Here is a 17119-nt window from a genome sequence, read left to right on the forward strand (position 1 = left end):
CGGTCACCGCCAGTTGATCGTGGCGGTGTTGTTGTCGCGGTCGGGTTCGATCAGGTGGTGGCCGCCCGGTCCGTACGGGACCACGCTCACCTGCGCCGAGCCCGCGGCGAGGGCCGACCCCGGTGGCACCCGCAGCTCCAGCCGGAGGCGGACCTCGCTGCCCGGCGCGATCGGGCCGAGCCGGCAGACGAGCGGGGCGGCCCTCAGCCCGGTGTCGTCGGCGCAGGCCGTCGAGCCCCCGACGAGCCGCAGTTGCCCCGGCAGGTCGAGGTCGAGGACCGCCCTGGTCACCTCCCGGCCACGCAGGTGCCGGACCAGCACCTCCACGGTGCCCGACCGTGAGCCGTCCTCGGCCGTGCTGAGCGTGAGGTCCGTCGCGGAGACCGCGAGGTCGGCGAAGTACGGGTTCGGGCCGAACGTGGTCGGCCCCTCCACCTGCGTGAACCGCCCGTCGCCCCAGCGGTAGCCGCGCCACTGCCGCTGCGACCAGTCGAGCGGCCAGCCGCCGCCCGGGGCGAGGTCGGCCACCTGCACCCGCACCAGGCCGCCGGGGGTGACCTCCAGGTCGGTGATCCACTGCGGTGTCTCGCGCGCGGTGGTCGCCACCCGGCCCAGGGTGACGATCCCGCCGGCCGGATCGCGGTCGAACGCGACCACCTGCATCGGCCCGCCGGTGCCGCGCAGACATTGCGTCAACGCGACCGTCTCGGTCGCGCCGTCTCGGTCGACGTCGCCGTACGCGAGCCCCAACAGCACGTTCGTCTCGTCCCGGGTCGCCTCGCCCACCAGTCGGGCGCCTTTGGTCGGGCAGGCCGAGCCGGGCCGCCACTCCGGCAGCGACACCGGTGTGGCGAGCAGTTGTGCCCGGCTGATCCGGCCGTTGGGGGCCGCCGGAGAGGAGCCGGCGCCGGTCGGTGTCGGCGGCGCCGACGAACCGGCCGAGGTGCTGGGCGCCGGGGAGCCGGACGGGGTTCCGGTGGGCTGCACCGGTCCCGGCGGGGGAGCCGGATCGGTCAGCGCCGCGTACCCGACGACGGGGCCGGTCCCCAGCGCCAGGGCCGCCGCGACGGCCGTGCCGAGTGTCCGGCGCCGGCGCTGCCGCACGCGCCGGCGGACGGCCGCCGGGCCGGGCGGCTCGACCTCGGCCAACACCTCCGTGCGGTACCGGGCGAAGCGCTCGGCGAAGACCACTGCCTCGTGTTCAGACATCCTGTGCCTCCTCGGTGTCCCGCAGGGAAGCGGCGAGCGAGGCCCGCCCCCGGTGCAGCCAGGACTTGACCGTCCCCTCGGCGACGTGTTCCTGCGCGGCGATCTCGGCGACGGTCAGGTCGGCGAGGTAGTGCAGCACCACCGCCCGGCGCTGCCGGGGCGGCAGCAACGCCAACGCCGCCTCCAGCGCCACCCGGTCCGGCGTCGGGCCCGCCACCTGCGCCTCCACCCGCCGCTGCCGGAGCAGGTGGTCGCGGGCGGTCCGCAGCCGCCGCCACCGGCTGCGGGCGAGGTTCCAGGCCACCCGCCGCACCCAGGCCACCGGGTCGTCGTAGTGGACCAGCCGGTTCCACCGCGCCAACGCCCGGCAGAACGCCTCCTGCGCCAGGTCCTGGGCCTGGCCCAGGTCCCCGGTGTACGCGCAGAGTTGCGCGGTCACGCTCCCGAAGTGCGCGTGGTAGAAGGCGTCGAAGACGAGCGGGGAGTCGTCCCGCTTCTCGACCGGCGGTGGTTCGTTCGCGCGGGCCCCCATCGTCACTGTCACTGCCCCTCCCCGTCGGGCCACTCTGGTGTCTGGCGCCGGTAACACCCCGCCGGCAGACGACGGGTTGCGGCACCGCGCCGTCGGGCATCCGACGGCGCGGGCCGTTCCCGCCACCCCGATCGTCGTCGCGTCGGCGGCCGCCGGGGTGCCCCACGGGCCGGCGGCGCCGCGCCGTGCGCCGAGGGGCACCCCGAACACGGACGTGCGGCCGTGGGCGCACCACGGCCGCACGCCCGTCGATCGTCGTCAGTCGCCGGCGACGGCGGTGACGGCGAAGGTGGCGGTGTTGTCGACCGGGTCGACGTCGGTGAGCTCGCCGCCCCAGCCGAAGATCCCGTACAGCCGCACCGAGCCGGTGCCGAGGTCGCCCGGGCCCATCTCGGCGGGCGCCCGGAACAGCAGCGCCAGGGACCGCTCCTCACCCGGCATGAACGGCCCGCCGGCGACCGGGCAGGCGGCCGTGCACGGCTCCTGCGGCTCGCTGCCGGCGAGGCGCACCCCCGACGGCAGCGTCGGCTCCAGCCAGTAGGCGTCGTGCGCCGCGTCGCCCGCCACCCGCACGGTCACCGGCAGCCGGCCCAGCCAGCTCCCGTCCTCCTGCCGGGTCAGGGTGGCGGACCCGACCGTCAGCGACGCGTCGGTCGCGGTGTCCCAGACGTACGGCCGGGCGTCGCGCAGCGAGCCGGTGGTGGAGCGGAACAGCGTGTCGAACGCCCGGGTGTCGTTGGCCGGGTTCGCGTCACCGGTCTCGACCGTCACCCGACCGCCGGTCGCGGACATCGCGTACGCCCGCGGGGTCGTCAACACCTGGAAGTCGACCGTGAACCGACGTCGCTCGCCGGGCTGGAGCGCGCCGCCCGGCACGTAGCAGTAGATCGTCCGCACCGGCTTCGGGGCCCCGTACATGCAGGGCTCGTCCGGGTTCGTGCCGGCGAACGCGCCCGGCACCGGCTCGGTGATCGTCATGTTCACGTAGGACGCCCGCGTACCTCGGTAGGTGACGGTCACCGCCAGGCTTCCGGCGTACCCCCGGTCGGTCGGTTCGAGCACCAGCCGGCCGGTCGACACCGAGGTGTCGGCCGGGGCGGCGGCCTGCGCGGCGGGCGTCGCCGCGCCGAGCAGGGCGAGTCCCGCCCCCAGGACGCCGGCGACGAGCCGACGGGTGATGGTTCCGGTCATGTCTGTCCTCCAGATCCCCGTTGTGCCGCCCGCGGCCTCTCGCCGTCGGGCGGGTGTCACGGGACAGACACCCACGGGCCGGGAGGCGGGTTGCGCGGCGACGGCGCGGATCGGGGTCACGTAACCGACAGTGGTGCGACCGGGGCGCCGGCGGCCGAGCGCGCGGCCGGTGTCGAGCGCGCGGCTGGTGTCGAGCGACCGGTCGGCGCCGAGCGCGCGGTCGGCGTCGAGGGACCGGTCGGCGTCGAGGGACCGGTCGGCGCCGCCGGCGGCTGTGGTTGACTTGGTGCGGGGTCCGGGGAAGGGGGCGGTCGTGCAGGTGCCGGGAGTGCTCGGTGAGCCGATCCGGTTCGTGCTGAACTGGGGCCGCCGCTACTCGCTCTGGGTCTTCAACTTCGGCCTGGCCTGCTGCGCGATCGAGTTCATCGCCACCAGCATGGGCCGGCACGACTTCATCCGGCTGGGCGTGATCCCCTTCGCGCACGGCCCCCGGCAGGCCGACCTGATGGTGGTCTCCGGCACGGTCACCGACAAGATGGCCCCCGCCATCAAGCGGCTCTACGACCAGATGCCCGAGCCGAAGTACGTCATCTCGTTCGGCGCGTGCTCCAACTGCGGCGGCCCCTACTGGGACTCCTACTCGGTGACCAAGGGCGTCGACCAGCTCATCCCGGTCGACGTCTACGTGCCGGGCTGCCCGCCCCGGCCGGAGGCGCTGCTGCACGGCATCCTCCGCCTTCAGGAGAAGATCGCCGCCGAGCAGTCCGGGGTCGGCGGGGTGTCCCGGCCGGACGCGCTCGCCCCGCCGGCCGACGCCCCGCCCCGCCCGGTGGAGTCCCTCACCGCGCCACCGGTGCGTCCCCCGGCCGGCTGAACGGCGCCGGGCGACCGGCCGTGACCTCGACCGCCGAGGCGGCCGCAGGCCCCGACCGCCGAGGGCGGTCGCAGGCCCGCGGCGCGGGGCCGCGGCGTGACCGCGGCGCCCCGGAAGCGCGGCACCGGGGCGTCAGGATCCGGCGGGCCACCACGGCCTGAGCGCGGTGGGGTCGGCGACGGCGGACTCGACCTGACGACGCTCCTCCGCCGTCAGGGTCAGCTCTCGGAGGCGGGCTCCCCACTCCGCCACCCGCTCCGGCTCCCCGAGCGCCGTGGACAGCTCGATGAGCGCGGCCAGCGCCGTCGCCCGCTGCACGACGGGCGCGCTGTCGCCGTGGCGGCGCAGCCCGGAGTTCAACGCCCGGAAGGCGGCCCGGTCGTCGTTCTTGAACTCCCGCAGGATCCGCGCGTTGTCCAGGACCCGGGCCAGCCCTTCGAGTCGCTTGGAGCCGCCGTACTCCAGCTCCATCGGCTCGTCCCGCTGGATGAAGACGATCGAGTTGCCGGACGGATCCAGGACGGTGAACCGGGACGCGCCCGGCCGGTACCGGGTCATCCGAGGCAGCCCCTCGGCGAGCACCTCGCCGTACGCGCGACGCATCGCCTCGGTGAACGCCGCGTGGTAGGGCGCGACGTCGTCGACCATCACCAGGCATCCGCCGGTGTTCTCGAGCGCGGTGTCCACGTTGCCTGACGCGGCCTTGTACTGCAGCTCGAACCCGCTCCACCGGAACGCCAGGGACAGATAGGGTTTCTTCTGTTCGTAGGTCACCGCGAAGCCCAGCGCACGCCAGAAGGCCAGTGTCGCGTCGGCATCGACGCAGGGCAGCAACGGCACGACGGTCTCGGTCGGTTGAACAGGGTTCACGGGCATCGTCATCGCCTCCCGGGTTCGACGGGACGACTGTGGCAGACGATCGATCTCCGCGCACATGCAACCGTTTGCAGTCCGGTCGCGGCAGGGGCGGTGGGCCGGTCGGGCCGGCGGGTGGCGACCGAGGGTTAGCGTGCGGGCCATGACCCAGTCCGCGGACCAGCGTTCCGCCCACATCGTCCACGTGCTCACCGAGGAGTTCGGCGAGTCGATGGCGCTCGACCCGGCCGCCTTCCGGCGCAAGTTCCGCAAGATGGCCGCCTCGCCGTTCGCCTTCTACCGGGGCAGCGCCTCCCTGTTCTACGCCGACCAGCTCGGCGACTTCGCCGACGACCGGTTCCTCGACGACCGGACCAGCCGGGTGTGGATCCACGGCGACCTGCACGCGGAGAACTTCGGCACGTACATGAACGCGTCCGGGCGGCTGGTGTTCAACGTCAACGACTTCGACGAGGCGTACGTCGGGCCGTTCAGCTGGGACCTCAGGCGCCTGGCGGCCAGCGTGGCCCTGCTCGGCTACGCCAAGGCGCTCTCCGACCGGGCGATCAGCGACCTGGTCGCCGGCTTCGCCGGGTCGTACCTGACCGAACTGCGGGCGATCGCCGCGGGCGGCGACGACGCCATCGGCTCGATCACCCTGGACAACGCCGACGGCGTGCTGCGCCGGGTGCTCCAGCAGGCCCGGCTCAACACCCGGGTCGACCTGCTCGCCGCGCAGACCACCGTCGACAACCACGAGCGCCGGTTCTCCCTCGGCGACGGGGTCTTCGCGGTCGACGACGAGACCCGGGAGAAGGTCTGCGCCGCGTTCGACGACTACCTCGGCACGCTGCCGGTCTCCTCGGCGCGGCTCCGCCCGGTGGCGACCCGCATCAAGGACGTGGTGCTGCGCAAGGGCGTGGGCATCGGCTCGGCCGGGCTGCCGTCGTACAACCTGCTGCTGGAGGGGCACACCGAGGCGCTGGAGAACGACGTCGTCATCTACATGAAGCAGGCCCAGGTGCCGGCGGTGGCCCGGCACATCGCCGACGAGGCGATCGCCGGCTACTTCCGGCACCAGGGGCACCGCACCGCCGAGTCGCAGCGGGCGCTCCAGGCGCACGCCGACCCGTGGCTGGGCTTCACCGAGCTGGACGGGGTCGGTCAGCTCGTCGCCGAGGTCTCCCCGTACGCGGCCGACCTGGACTGGGCCGAGGTGAACGAGCCGGAGGAACTGGCCGGGGTGCTGGCCGACCTGGGCCGGGCGGTCGCCCGGATGCACTCGGTCGCCGACGACGAGTCGAGCCACGACCTCGTGGACCACTCCACCGAGGAGGCGATCGTGGCGGCGGTGGACGCCGACGAGGCGGGCTTCGTGGCCCACCTGGTCGACTTCGCCCACGCGTACGGGGTGCGGACCCGACAGGACCACCAGCTCTTCGTCGACCTGTTCCGCAACGGCCGGCTGCCCGGCCTCTGACCCGAGGTCAGGAGCCGAAGTCCAGCACCACCTTGATGTCGTCCGGCTCGGGGGCGTACGCCCGCGCGTACGCCTCCACCGGCACCCGGCGGGTGATCAGCGAGCCGAGCCACGACTGGTCGGCCCGGGTCAGCGCCTCGGCGGCCAGGTCCCAGTGCCGCCGGTTGGCGTTGACGGAACCGAACACGACGTTGTTCTCCAGCACCAGGGAACGGTTGAGGGCGCCCGCGTCGAAGTCGATGGTCCGCCCGCCGCTGGAGACCCCGGTGAGGCAGACGATGCCGGTCGGGCCGGCCTTGCACATCACGTCGAGGACGACGGCCGGCGCCCCGGTGCACTCCAGCACCACGTCCGGCTCGAAGTCCAGCTCGCTGACCGGCACGGTGTGGTAGGTCGCTCCGAGCGCCCGGACCAGCTCCGGCTTCGGCCCGGTGGTGTTGCGGTCCAGCACGTGCACGGCGAGCCCGCGCTGCGTCGCCAGCAGCGCCGCCAGCAGGCCGATCGGCCCGGCGCCGGTGACCAGCACGGTCTGCGGCTGCCACTCGGCACGGGCGCCGATCCGCTCGATGTGGTCCCACGCCTTGGCCACCACGCTGGCCGGCTCCAGCAGCATGCCGACCGGGGCGAGGGCCCGGTCCAGCCCGACGGCGAACCGGGGTTGCAGCCGCCACCGGTCCCGGGCGAAGCCGGGCAACGCCTTGATGCCGTGCTCGGTGAACCGCCCGTTGCGGCACATGTCCCACTCGCCGACCGCGCAGTTCGGGCAGGGCACCGGGTCGGGGTGCCGGACGATCCCGGCCACCAGGTCGCCGGGTTGCAGGGTGCCCGACGGGTCCTCCAGCACCCGGCCCAGCGACTCGTGCCCCAGCACCAGCCGGTCCACGCCGGGCGGCGCCTCGCCGTAGTGGCCAGCGATGATCTCGTGGTCGGTGCCGCAGATCCCGACCGACAGCGCCTCGACCAGGATCGCGCCCTCCTCGGGCGGCGGCTCGGGATGGTCCTCCACGAGCCGCAGGGAGTCGGCGACACCCGGGGTGACAGTCACAGCGCGCACGACCTCATCTTTCCCCGCCGCCCCGCCCACCGCCCGGCGAACCGGCCAGATGACGCGACCACCCCGGGCCGGCCGGCGTACCGCTGCTCCCGTCGGCGGAAGTCGGCCGGGGCGGCGGTCACCCGCCGGCCGGCCGCGTCCCTGACCCCTGCCGGCGGAACACCTAGGATCAGCGGCATGACTCCGGAAGAGGTCGGCCAGCGGATGGTCGCGCTGCTCGCGCCCGCCGAGGCGACCCCGTCGGTCTCCGGCGGTCAGGCGCACGCCCGCGCCACCGTCGACGTACCCCTGGCGGCCTGGCCGGACGCGCTCCGCGCCGCGCGCGACGACGCGGAGCTGGCCTGCGACTTCTTCGACTGGCTCTCCGCGGTGGACGAGCTGGCGGGCGGCTTCGACGTGGTGGCGCACCTCTGGTCCACCACTCACCGGCACGGGCTGCTGCTGCGCACCCGGGTGCCCCGCGAGGCGCCGGCCGTCGCGTCGGTGGTCGACGTCTACCCGGGCGCCGCCTGGCACGAGCGGGAGACGCACGAGATGTTCGGCATCGACTTTCCCGGCCATGCCGGGCTGGCGCCGCTGCTGCTGCCGCCCGAGTTCGAGGGGCATCCGCTGCGCAAGGAGTTCGTGCTCGCCTCCCGGGTGGCCAAGCCCTGGCCGGGCGCCAAGGAGCCGGGTGAGTCCGAGGCCGGCGGGGGGCGCCGCCCGATCCGCCCGCCGGGCGTGCCCGCGCCGGGGGAGTGGGGCACCACGCCGACCCCGGCCGGCGCGGGCGGCGCCGGCGAGGGTCCGCGCGGCGGCGTCCCGGCCCGCCCCGCCCGGGAGCGGCCCGCCCGGCCGGCCCCGGGAGCCCGCCCGGCCCGGCCCGCCGGCCCGGCGGCCCCGGGCGGCGCGGCGCCCGCCGAGCCGACCGCCGCCGAGGCCGGTCCGCTGCCGGGTGCGCCCGGCGGTCGCGGCGCGGGGACCGCCCGCTCCGGTCCGCCGGCCGACCGGCCGTCGCGGGAGGGGCCGGCCGCGACCGAGCGGGCCGACGACGGAGGTACGCCCTGATGCCGCTGTGGTTGGAGCTGGTGATCCGGGTGGGCGGCGTGCTGGTCGCGTTCCTCACCCTGCCGCTGGTGGTCGGTCAGGTCGAGCACAAGGTGATGGCGCACATGCAGGGCCGGCTCGGCCCGATGTACGCGGGCGGCTTCCACGGCTGGGCCCAGCTGATCGCCGACGGCGTGAAGTTCGTGCAGAAGGAGGACGTCACGCCCCGGGAGGCGGACCGGGCCGTCTTCCGGCTCGCCCCGGTCGTCGCGCTCGTGCCCTATCTGCTGGTCCTGCTGGTGATCCCGCTCGGCCCGGACGACCTGGTCGGGCAGCCGCTGGACATCGGCCTGTTCTTCGTGCTGGCCGTCGTGGGCGTGGGCGTCGTGGCGGTGCTGATGTCGGCGTGGGCGTCGGCCAACAAGTACAGCCTCCTCGGCGGCCTGCGCGGCGCCGCCCAGCTGCTCGGCTACGAGCTGCCGCTGGTGCTGGCCGCCGCGTCGGTGGCGATGGCGGCCGGCACGCTCAGCCTCTCCGGCATCGTCGAGGCGTGGCAGCCGTGGTGGCTGCTCTGGCAGGCCCCGGCCATGGTCGTCTTCTTCCTCGCCGGGCTCGCCGAGATCCGCCGCCCGCCGTTCGACATGCCGGTCGCCGACTCGGAGCTGGTCTTCGGCTACATGACGGAGTACACGGGCCTGCGGTTCGCGTTCTTCCTGCTCGCCGAGTACGTCGGCATCGTGGTGATCGCCGCGCTCACCACCGTGCTCTTCCTCGGCGGCTGGCAGGGGCCGTTCGCCGACGCGCAGCTCGGCTGGCTGTGGACCCTGCTCAAGGTCTTCGCCGTCTCGTTCCTGATCATCTGGCTCCGGGTCTCCTATCCCCGGCTGCGCGAGGACCAGCTCCAGCGCCTCTGCTGGCTGGTGCTCGTCCCCGTCTCCCTCGGCCAGCTCGTCCTCACCGCCGCCGTCCGCGTCGCCCTGTAATCCCTCCCGTCCTCCCCGCCCTCGTCCCGCCCCCTGACTCGCGTGGATCTTGCATTTCCTGCCCCGGCACATCGGGCAAAGTGCGCGAATCGCGGGCACAAAGTGCAAGATCGCGGGGGTGGGGGGTGCGGGGGCGGGGTGGGGGTGGGTGGGTCAGGGCAGCGGGGTGTGGGCGGGGTCGACGCGTTCGGCGGGCGGGGGTGGCGGGGGCGGGGTGCCGTCGCCGAAGGGGCGGCCGCCGAGGGCCTCCCGGCCGTGCGGGGTGAGCCAGTTCGTCAGGTCCGGGCCGAGCGGCACCACGCCGGTCGGGTTGATGTCGCGGTGCACCTCGTAGTAGTGCCGCTTGATGTGGTCGAAGTCGACCGTGTCGCCGAAGCCGGGCGTCTGGAACAGGTCCCGGACGTACGCCCAGAGCACCGGCATCTCGGTCAGCTTGCTCCGGTTGCACTTGAAGTGGCCGTGGTAGACCGGGTCGAAGCGGACCAGGGTGGTGAACAGCCGGATGTCCGCCTCGGTGATGGTGTCCCCGACCAGGTAGCGCTGCCCGGCCAGCCGCTCGCCCAGCCAATCCAGCCGGTCGAAGAGCCGGTGGTACGCCTCCTCGTACGCCGCCTGGTCGCCGGCGAAGCCGCACCGGTAGACGCCGTTGTTGACGTCCCGGAAGAGCAGCGTGCTCACCTCGTCGATCTCGTCGCGCAGCCGCTCCGGGTAGAGGTCGGGCGCGCCCGCCCGGTGGTACGCCGTCCACTCGGTGGAGAGGTCGAGGCTCATCTGCCCGAAGTCGTTGGTGACCACCTGCCCGGTCGGCACGTCCACGATCGCGGGCACGGTGATGCCCCGCTCGTACCCGGGGAACCGGGCGAAGTACGCCTCGGCCAGCCGTTCGATGCCGAGCACCGGGTCGCGCCCGCCCGGGTCCAGGTCGAACGTCCAGCTCCGCTTGTCGTGGGTCGGGCCGGCCACCGCCATCGAGATCGCGTCCTCCAGCCCGAGCAGCCGGCGGACGATGATCAGCCGGTTCGCCCACGGGCAGGCGCGGCTGACCGCCAGCCGGTACCGGCCGGCCTCCACCGGCCAACCGTCCCGGGCGTCGGCGGTGATCCGGGTGGTGATGTAGCGCTGGTCCCGGGTGAACTCGCCGCCCGGCTCGACGTACTTGCCGCCGGTCCGCAGCAGCACCTCGTCGGCGCTGGTCGCCGGGCCGCCGCCCGACGTGCCGTCCTCGGTCGTGCCGTTCACGCCCCGCCCCCTCCGCCGTCGCCTTGGTCGCTCGTCCCATCATGGCGGCTCCGCCGCCCGGCGGCGCCCCGAGCGCGGACCTGCCCGCCCCGCCGACCCGCCCGCGCCGGCCTGAGCCGTCGATCTGCGCCCGCTGGCCTGGGCCCGCTGGCCTGGGCCCGCTGGCCTGGGCCCGCCGGCGCACGGGGCGGGGCGGCCGGTCGGCGGTTACGCTGCCGCGATGACCGATGTGGAGGCGGCGGCCCGACGCTTCATCGCCGACGTGTGGAACGGCGCGCGGGAGGAATCGGCGTACGAGCTGGTGTCGCCGGAGTGCCCGGGGTTGGGTGGGGCCGGCCCGGAGGCGACGCTGGCGTGGCACCGGGAACGCCGCGCCGCCTTCCCGGACCTGCGCTACAAGATCGTGGACGTGGTGGCCGCCGGGGACCGGGTGGCGGTGCACTGGCGGGCGGCGGGCACCCAGGCCGGCCAGTTCGGGCCGGTGCCGCCGACCGGGCAGGTGGTCAGCTACTCGGGGGCGACGTTCCTGCGCTTCGACGACGCCGGCCGGATCGTCGACGTGTGGAGCTGCAACGAGCTGTTCCAGCTCCTCCAGCAGCTGGGCGTCGAGATGCTCCCGCCCGCGCCCGGCGGGCTCAGCGGGACCGGGGCGTGATCCTGCTCAGCGGAATGTCGATCTCCCACGGCTCCGGGACGAGGATGCCGTCGGTCATCCGGGCCTGCTCGACGTAGACGCGCTTCGCCGGGTCGAGCTTGTGGGTGTGCACGACGATCCCCGACTCGGTCTCGATCCGCCAGAAATAGGGGATGTCGGCCTCGGCGTAGAGCGCTGGCTTGAGCACCCGGTCGATGCTGCGCGACCCCTCGGAGACGATCTCGACCATCAGCATCACCTCGTGGGGCCGGTAGTGCGAGGGGTTGCGCGAGGCCGCGCCCAGCTCCGTGACCAGCACGTCGGGGATGAAGGCCCGGGTGCGGGAGAGCCGCACCTCGACGCCCTGCGTGACGTCGAGGTCGGCGGGGCAGCTTTCCTGAAGAGCCGCACCGAGCATCAGTGCGATCGACTGGTGGAGTCGCGTGGGGGAGGGCGACACGATGAGGCTGCCGTCCAGGAGTTCATGACAGCGGCCGTCGTCGGGCAGGCGGTCGAGGTCGTCGACCGTCCACCCGCCCGGCGGCGGAAAGTCGCCCTGCAGCGCGGCGGTCATGGCGAGCCCTTTCCGGTGCGTCGTTCTCCCCACGGTCACGGTACCGCCGGCAGACCCCGGGTGGTGGTCGCGCGCGCCGGGGCCACAGGGCAGGATGGTCGGCATGACCGACCGCAGCGAGCGCAGCGAGCCGGGCGGCGCCGGCGGAGACCGTGGCCTGCCCGGCGCGGGCCTGGTAAAGGGGCTCGCGGTCACGTTGAAGACGATGACCCGCCGCTCGACCACCCAGCAGTACCCGGACGTCGCTCCCGAGCTGCCGCCCCGCTCGCGAGGGGTGATCGCGCTGCTGGAGGAGAACTGCACGGTCTGCATGCTCTGCGCCCGGGAGTGCCCGGACTGGTGCATCTACATCGACTCGCACAAGGAGGAGGTGGCGGTGCCCGGCGCCGCCCGCCCCCGCCAGCGCAACGTGCTCGACCGGTTCGACATCGACTTCTCGCTCTGCATGTACTGCGGCATCTGCGTGGAGGTCTGCCCCTTCGACGCGCTCTACTGGTCGCCCGAGTTCGAATACGCCGAGTACGACATCAAGGACCTGCTGCACGACAAGGACCACCTCGGGCAGTGGATGGGCACCGTGCCACCGCCGCCCGCGCACGACCCGAACGGCGAGCCGGCGAAGGAGGAGACCGCCGCCGCGCGCAAGGCCGCGGTCCCGGCCGCGCCCGCCGCCCGTCCCGCCGCCCCGGCCGTACGCCCCGAGCCCGAGGCCGGCGCATGACCGGTGCGGACGTGCTGCTGCTCGCCCTCGGCGCGGTGGCGGTCGGCTCTGGGGTGCTGGTGGTGGCGACCCGGCACCTGGTCCGGGCCGGCCTCTACCTGGTGGTCTGTCTCGGGGCGCTGGCCGGGATGTACCTGGTGCTCACCGCCGAGCTGGTGGCCTGGGTGCAGGTGCTGATCTACGTCGGCGCGGTGGTGGTGCTGCTGCTCTTCGCGGTGATGCTCACCCGCGCCCCGATCGGCGCCTCCGACGACCTGGACCGGCCCGGCTGGGCGGCGGCGCTGATCGGCGGCGGCACCGGGCTCGGGCTGGCCGCCCTGCTGGTCGACGCCTACCGCTGGACAGCCGTCAAGCTGCCCGACGCGGGCACCGCGGAACGCCTGGGCGATCAGATCTTCCGGAGCTGGGTGCTCCCGTTCGAGGTGCTCTCGGTGCTGCTGCTGGCCGCCCTGGTCGGCGCGATCGTGCTCTCCCGCCCCGACATCGGCCGCCCGAAGGCGACCCCCGACGCCGCCCGGCCCGACACCGACGGGCCCGTCGGCGGCAGGCGTCCGAAGGCCGCCTCCGGCAGCGAGCGGCCCGGCGTAGGCCGGCCGGGTGCGACGGTCACCGGGAACGGTCCGGGCGACGGCGGCGGGCGGTCGCGGTGAGACCCGTCATCCCGTACGTCACCGCCGCGCTGCTGTTCGGCCTCGGCGTCTACGGCGTGCTGCGCCGGCGCAACGCGGTGCTGGTGCTGATGGCCGTCGAGCTGATGCTCAACGCGGTCAACCTGATCCTGGTCACCGCCGACACCACCGTGCGCGCGCAGTTGCCGCACGGCGGGCAGGTGTTCGCGCTCTTCGTGATCGTGCTGGCCGCGGCCGAGATCGGGGTCGGCCTGGCGATCGTGCTCCAGCTCTACCGGCTGCGGGCCAGCGTCGCCGTCGACGAGGTCCCGCTGACCGAGCCCGCGTCCGGCGCGCCTCCGGCCGCGCCGGTCACCGTCGCCGCCAGCGCCGGGCCCGCCCCCGCGAGCACCTCCGGCGTCGGGGCCGACCCTGGGAGCGCCGCCGCTGCCGGGGACGACCCCGGGAGCGGCGCCGGGACGGACGTCCGGCCCGGGTCCGCCGACCGCCCGGAGGGACAGCGGTGAGCACGACCACCCTGCTCGGCGCGCTGCTGCCGGCCGTACCGCTGGCGGCGGGCCTGCTGGGCCTGCTGCTGCCGCCCTCGCCGCGCGGCGCACGGACCGGCGAGGACCGGGCGCGGCGGGCGGCGATCGCGCTCGGCGTGGCCGGGGCGGCGGGCGCGCTGGCGCTCGCCGTGGCCCTGCTGGTCAGCCTCGACCGGCCGGCGGAGGCGTCCACCACCTGGGTCGACCTGGGCGGGCTGACGGTGACGCTCGGCGTCCGGCTCGACCCGGCCGCCGCGCTGGTCGCCGTCGCGGTCGCCGCGGTGGCCCTCGCCGTGCAGGTCTACTCGATCGGCTACCTGCGCCGGGGCCCGCACGACGACGTCGACACCGACCACCGCTACCCGCCGTACGCGGCGCAGATCAGCCTCTTCACCGCCGCCATGCTGCTGGTGGTGGTCGCCGGCGACCTGATCCTGCTCCTGGTCGGCTGGGAGGTGATGGGCATCTGCTCCTACCTGCTCATCGCCCACGACCGCCGGCTGCCCGAGGCGCCGGCCGCCGCCATGAAGGCGTTCCTGGTGACCCGGGTCGGCGACGTCGGCTTCCTGCTCGGCATCGCGCTGCTCGGCGTCTCGGCCGGCAGCTTCCGGATCGCCGACGTGCTCGCCCACGACCACGCCACCGGTACGCTGACCGTCGCCTGCCTGCTGCTGCTCGCCGGGGTGGCCGGCAAGAGCGCACAGTTCCCGCTGCACACCTGGCTGCCCGACGCGATGGCCGGCCCGACGCCGATCTCGGCGCTGATCCACGCCGCCACCATGGTCGCCGCCGGCGTGTACGCCGTCACCCGGCTCTACCCGCTGTTCGAGGCGACGCCGGCCGCGCTGGCCGTGCTCGGCGTCATGGCCTCGGTCACCCTGCTGCTCGGCGCGTTCGCCGCCACCGCCCAGGACGACCTCAAGCGCGTGCTGGCCTGGTCGACGGTGTCCCAGATCGGCTACATGACGGGCGCGCTGGCGGTCGGCTCCACCCCGGCCGCGCTGTTCCACCTGCTCACCCACGCCGCGTTCAAGGCGCTGCTGTTCCTCGCCGCCGGCGCGGTCATCCACGCCGTCGGCACCACGCTGATGTCCCGCATGGGCGGGCTGCGCCGCGGCATGCCGGTCACCTTCTGGTGCACGGTGGTCGGGCTCGGGGCGCTGGCCGGGGTGCCGCCGCTGGCGGGCTTCTGGAGCAAGGACGGCGTGCTCACCGTCGCCCAGGAGGCCGCCCTGCACGGCACCGGCCCGGCCCCGACCTGGGTGGGCTGGCTGGTGTGGCTGGCCGGGCTCGTCGGTGTCGCGGTCACCGCCTGGTACGCCACCCGCCTGCTGCTGCGCACCTTCTTCGGCGAGACGCGCACCCCGCTGGCCCGCCCGCACGACCCGCCCGCCGTGATGCGCTGGCCGGTGCTGCTGCTCGCTGTGCCCGCCGCCCTGCTCGGTCTCGCCGGCTTCGACCGGGCCTTCGCCCGCCGGCTGCTGCTCACGTCCACCGTCGGCGAGCCGGCCGGCGAGCAGGCCCTGATCCACGTGGGCCCCGAACTGCTGCTGCCCTTGGCGCTGCTCGCCGTCGGGGCGGGGCTGGCCTGGCTGCGCTGGCGGCGGGACCCGGCCGCCGACCCGGCGACCGCGCTGGGCCCGCTGCGGCCGGTCTTCGCCGCCGCGTTCCGGCTCGACGACGTCCAGCGCGCCCTGGTCGTACGCCCGACGGAGGCGCTGGCCCGCGCGGCGCGTACGGCCGACGAGGTGGTGGTGGACGGCGCGGTCGAGGGCAGCGGCCGGGCCGCGCTCGGCCTCGGCGGCGGCCTGGCGGCGTTGCACCGGGCCGCGCTGCCGCGCGCGGCGGCCGGCGTGCTGGCCGGGGCGCTGCTGATCGGCCTGGCGGCCGTCCTGATCGGAGTTTCCGCATGACCGCGAGGAGTGGGCCGGTGCTGCGCGCCCCACGGCCACGAACCGGGGTGACGCCGTGAGTGACGTCCGGTTCGGGGAGTTCCTGCTGGTGGCGGTGCTGGTGCTGCCGGCGCTCGGCGCGTTGGCGGTGGCGGCGACGCCCCGGGACCGGGCGGCCCGCGCGGTCGGCACGCTCGTCGCCGCGCTGACCCTGGTGGCCGCCGCGCTGCTCGTCCTCGAAGACCGCGGCTGGATGACCTACACGGCCGGCGTCCCCGCCGTGCGCCCGTGGCACCGGCTCGACCTGCCCTGGGTGCCGGGCCTCGACCTGCGGTTCCACCTCGGGGTGGACGGCATCTCCTGGCCGCTGGTGGTGCTGACCGCCCTGCTCACCCTGCTCTGCTGCGCGTACACGCTGTGGAAGGTCCCCGACGGCGGCGGCAGCGGCCGGGCGCTGGTGGCGCTGCTGCTGGTCGTCGAGGTCGGCATCCTCGGCACCTTCCTCGCCCTCGACCTCGTGCTCTTCTTCGTCTTCTTCGAGGTCGTCCTGCTTCCGATGTACGCGATCATCGCCGGCTGGGGCGGCGCGGACCGGCGGCGGGCGGCGGCGAAGTTCGCCCTCTACACGCTGTTCGGCTCGGTCCTCCTGCTCGTCGGCGTCTACGTGGTGGTCGCCGCCGCCGGGACGGCCGACATCGTGGTGCTCACCGGCGGGGCGGGGCTGTCCCGGGGCACCCAGCTTGCCGCGTTCACGCTGCTCGCGCTCGCCTTCGCGGTGAAGAGTCCGCTCTGGCCGCTGCACTCCTGGCTGCCCGACGCGCACACCCAGGCGCCCACCGTCGGCAGCGTCGTCCTCGCCGGGGTGCTGCTCAAGATGGGCACGTACGGGCTGATCCGGATCGCGGTCGGCGTGGCCCCGGAGGGCGCCCGCTGGGCCGCCCCGGTGCTCGGCGTGCTGGCCGTCGCGGCGATCCTGGTCGGGTCGCTGGTCTGCCTCGCGCAGCGCGAGCTGAAGCGGCTGATCGCCTACTCCAGCGTCGGGCACATGGGCTTCGTGCTGCTCGGGGTCGCCACGCTCACCACCACCGGCATCCAGGCCGCCCTGATCGGCAACGTCGCGCACGGGGTGATCACCGGCCTGCTCTTCTTCCTCGCCGGCGCGGTCAAGGACCGCACGCACACCGGGTCCCTGGACGAGCTGTCCGGGCTGCGGGAGACCGCCCCCCGGCTCGCCGGGCTGCTCGGCTTCGCCGCCGTCGCCTCGCTCGGCCTGCCCGGACTGGCCGGCTTCTGGGGCGAGGCGTTCGCGGTGGTCGCCGCCGTTCAGGCCGGCGGGGCGCTCTGGACCACCCTGGGCGTGCTCGCGGCGGTCGGCGGGGCGCTCACCGCGGCGTACTTCCTACGGCTGCTGCGTCGGGTGACGCACGGGCGGCCCAGCCCGGCGGTCGGGCGGCTCGCCCCCGGCCTGGCCCGCGCCGAACTGGTCGCGTGGGCGCCGCTGGTGCTGCTGGCCCTCGCGGTCGGTCTGGCCCCGACCCTGGTGCTCGGCGTCGCCGAGGCCCCGGTCGGCGCCCTGGTGGAGGTGCTGCGATGAGCGACCCGGCCCGGCGGCACGGACGTGACGGGACATCGGCATGAGCGAGCGGAGTGAGCGAATCGTCGGGCTCAGTGCCTTGGTGTCTCGTGGCGGCACGCAGCG

Annotated in this window: 15 protein-coding genes and 2 pseudogenes; 10 read left to right on the forward strand and 7 right to left on the reverse strand. The window is 74.8% G+C overall.

The genetic code is table 11. From position 1 onward, the window contains the following. Positions 1 to 3 precede the first annotated feature (3 nt). The 3 genes from GA0070606_RS19375 to GA0070606_RS19385 all read right to left on the reverse strand — a co-directional run bounded on the left by GA0070606_RS19375 (position 4) and on the right by GA0070606_RS19385 (position 2932). Positions 4 to 1209, reverse strand: a complete 1206-nt coding sequence (locus GA0070606_RS19375) for a hypothetical protein (RefSeq protein ID WP_141721734.1) — start codon at positions 1207 to 1209, stop codon at positions 4 to 6. After that, positions 1202 to 1753, reverse strand: a complete 552-nt coding sequence (locus GA0070606_RS19380) for a sigma-70 family RNA polymerase sigma factor (protein ID WP_425413060.1) — start codon at positions 1751 to 1753, stop codon at positions 1202 to 1204. Before GA0070606_RS19380 ends, GA0070606_RS19375 begins: the two co-directional genes overlap by 8 nt. A 246-nt stretch (positions 1754 to 1999) precedes the next feature. Beyond that, the gene (locus GA0070606_RS19385) at positions 2000 to 2932 is read right to left on the reverse strand and encodes a hypothetical protein (protein WP_091102404.1); all 933 of its coding nucleotides are present in this window, start codon (positions 2930 to 2932) and stop codon (positions 2000 to 2002) included. Between the two features lie 313 nt (positions 2933 to 3245). On the opposite strand from GA0070606_RS19385, the gene GA0070606_RS19390 reads away from it, so the two are divergent. Then, positions 3246 to 3806 carry an NADH-quinone oxidoreductase subunit B gene (locus GA0070606_RS19390; RefSeq protein ID WP_091102407.1) on the forward strand — a complete coding sequence of 187 codons (561 nt, stop codon included), beginning with the start codon at positions 3246 to 3248 and terminating at the stop codon, positions 3804 to 3806. A 132-nt stretch (positions 3807 to 3938) separates the two neighbouring features. On the opposite strand, the gene GA0070606_RS19395 is transcribed toward GA0070606_RS19390, so the two are convergent. Next, a complete protein-coding gene (locus tag GA0070606_RS19395) occupies positions 3939 to 4688 on the reverse strand; it encodes a VOC family protein (protein WP_091102410.1) in 750 nt (249 codons plus the stop codon). A 136-nt stretch (positions 4689 to 4824) separates the two neighbouring features. On the opposite strand from GA0070606_RS19395, the gene GA0070606_RS19400 reads away from it, so the two are divergent. Continuing rightward, positions 4825 to 6141 (forward strand): DUF2252 domain-containing protein, encoded by a 1317-nt coding sequence (locus GA0070606_RS19400; RefSeq protein ID WP_091102413.1) that lies wholly within the window; start codon positions 4825 to 4827, stop codon positions 6139 to 6141. A 7-nt stretch (positions 6142 to 6148) separates the two neighbouring features. Here GA0070606_RS19400 and GA0070606_RS19405 read toward each other — a convergent pair whose 3' ends face one another. Further along, positions 6149 to 7195 (reverse strand): glucose 1-dehydrogenase, encoded by a 1047-nt coding sequence (locus GA0070606_RS19405; RefSeq protein ID WP_091102415.1) that lies wholly within the window; start codon positions 7193 to 7195, stop codon positions 6149 to 6151. A gap of 177 nt (positions 7196 to 7372) precedes the next feature. Here GA0070606_RS19405 and GA0070606_RS19410 point away from each other — a divergent pair. Further along, positions 7373 to 7972, forward strand: a pseudogene (locus GA0070606_RS19410) (NADH-quinone oxidoreductase subunit C); the annotation flags it as partial. 269 nt (positions 7973 to 8241) lie between these two features. Beyond that, on the forward strand, positions 8242 to 9204 hold the full coding sequence (locus tag GA0070606_RS19415; protein WP_091102422.1) for a complex I subunit 1/NuoH family protein: 963 nt from the start codon (positions 8242 to 8244) through the stop codon (positions 9202 to 9204). 153 nt (positions 9205 to 9357) lie between these two features. Here the strand turns inward: GA0070606_RS19415 and GA0070606_RS19420 are convergent, their stop codons facing one another. Next, entirely contained in the window at positions 9358 to 10443 is a 1086-nt protein-coding gene (locus GA0070606_RS19420) for a glutathione S-transferase family protein (protein ID WP_425413061.1), read from the reverse strand. A 220-nt stretch (positions 10444 to 10663) separates the two neighbouring features. Between GA0070606_RS19420 and GA0070606_RS19425 the strand changes: the two genes are divergently transcribed. Then, positions 10664 to 11098 (forward strand): ester cyclase, encoded by a 435-nt coding sequence (locus tag GA0070606_RS19425; protein ID WP_091102426.1) that lies wholly within the window; start codon positions 10664 to 10666, stop codon positions 11096 to 11098. On the opposite strand, the gene GA0070606_RS19430 is transcribed toward GA0070606_RS19425, so the two are convergent. Further along, on the reverse strand, positions 11079 to 11651 hold the full coding sequence (locus GA0070606_RS19430; protein WP_091102430.1) for a Uma2 family endonuclease: 573 nt from the start codon (positions 11649 to 11651) through the stop codon (positions 11079 to 11081). The genes GA0070606_RS19425 and GA0070606_RS19430 overlap by 20 nt on opposite strands. Positions 11652 to 11745: 94 nt before the next feature. Between GA0070606_RS19430 and GA0070606_RS19435 the strand changes: the two genes are divergently transcribed. The 5 genes and pseudogenes from GA0070606_RS19435 to GA0070606_RS19455 all read left to right on the forward strand — a co-directional run bounded on the left by GA0070606_RS19435 (position 11746) and on the right by GA0070606_RS19455 (position 17014). Next, positions 11746 to 12372 carry a NuoI/complex I 23 kDa subunit family protein gene (locus GA0070606_RS19435; protein ID WP_091102433.1) on the forward strand — a complete coding sequence of 209 codons (627 nt, stop codon included), beginning with the start codon at positions 11746 to 11748 and terminating at the stop codon, positions 12370 to 12372. Next, complete coding sequence (locus tag GA0070606_RS19440) at positions 12369 to 13022, forward strand: NADH-quinone oxidoreductase subunit J family protein (RefSeq protein WP_245724744.1); 654 nt, start codon at positions 12369 to 12371, stop codon at positions 13020 to 13022. Before GA0070606_RS19435 ends, GA0070606_RS19440 begins: the two co-directional genes overlap by 4 nt. After that, a pseudogene (gene nuoK / locus GA0070606_RS33405) lies at positions 13019 to 13375 on the forward strand (NADH-quinone oxidoreductase subunit NuoK); the annotation flags it as partial. The gene GA0070606_RS19440 and the pseudogene nuoK, both read left to right, overlap by 4 nt. 128 nt (positions 13376 to 13503) lie before the next feature. Continuing rightward, entirely contained in the window at positions 13504 to 15441 is a 1938-nt protein-coding gene (locus tag GA0070606_RS19450) for an NADH-quinone oxidoreductase subunit 5 family protein (protein ID WP_091102441.1), read from the forward strand. 55 nt (positions 15442 to 15496) lie between these two features. Next, entirely contained in the window at positions 15497 to 17014 is a 1518-nt protein-coding gene (locus tag GA0070606_RS19455; protein ID WP_091102445.1) for a complex I subunit 4 family protein, read from the forward strand. The last annotated feature ends 105 nt before the right edge of the window (positions 17015 to 17119 follow it).

Origin of the sequence: Micromonospora citrea, from assembly GCF_900090315.1 — a bacterium.
Taxonomy (GTDB): Bacteria; Actinomycetota; Actinomycetes; order Mycobacteriales; family Micromonosporaceae; genus Micromonospora; species Micromonospora citrea.

What these genes read in the sequence shown, in the direction of transcription:
- GA0070606_RS19375 (WP_141721734.1), bottom strand. Translation starts at nt 1,209, where the DNA reads ATGTCTGAACACGAGGCAGTGGTCTTCGCCGAGCGCTTCGCCCGGTAC.
- GA0070606_RS19385 (WP_091102404.1), bottom strand. Translation starts at nt 2,932, where the DNA reads ATGACCGGAACCATCACCCGTCGGCTCGTCGCCGGCGTCCTGGGGGCG.
- GA0070606_RS19395 (WP_091102410.1), bottom strand. Translation starts at nt 4,688, where the DNA reads ATGACGATGCCCGTGAACCCTGTTCAACCGACCGAGACCGTCGTGCCG.
- GA0070606_RS19400 (WP_091102413.1), top strand. Translation starts at nt 4,825, where the DNA reads ATGACCCAGTCCGCGGACCAGCGTTCCGCCCACATCGTCCACGTGCTC.
- GA0070606_RS19415 (WP_091102422.1), top strand. Translation starts at nt 8,242, where the DNA reads ATGCCGCTGTGGTTGGAGCTGGTGATCCGGGTGGGCGGCGTGCTGGTC.
- GA0070606_RS19425 (WP_091102426.1), top strand. Translation starts at nt 10,664, where the DNA reads ATGACCGATGTGGAGGCGGCGGCCCGACGCTTCATCGCCGACGTGTGG.
- GA0070606_RS19430 (WP_091102430.1), bottom strand. Translation starts at nt 11,651, where the DNA reads ATGACCGCCGCGCTGCAGGGCGACTTTCCGCCGCCGGGCGGGTGGACG.
- GA0070606_RS19435 (WP_091102433.1), top strand. Translation starts at nt 11,746, where the DNA reads ATGGTCGGCATGACCGACCGCAGCGAGCGCAGCGAGCCGGGCGGCGCC.
- GA0070606_RS19440 (WP_245724744.1), top strand. Translation starts at nt 12,369, where the DNA reads ATGACCGGTGCGGACGTGCTGCTGCTCGCCCTCGGCGCGGTGGCGGTC.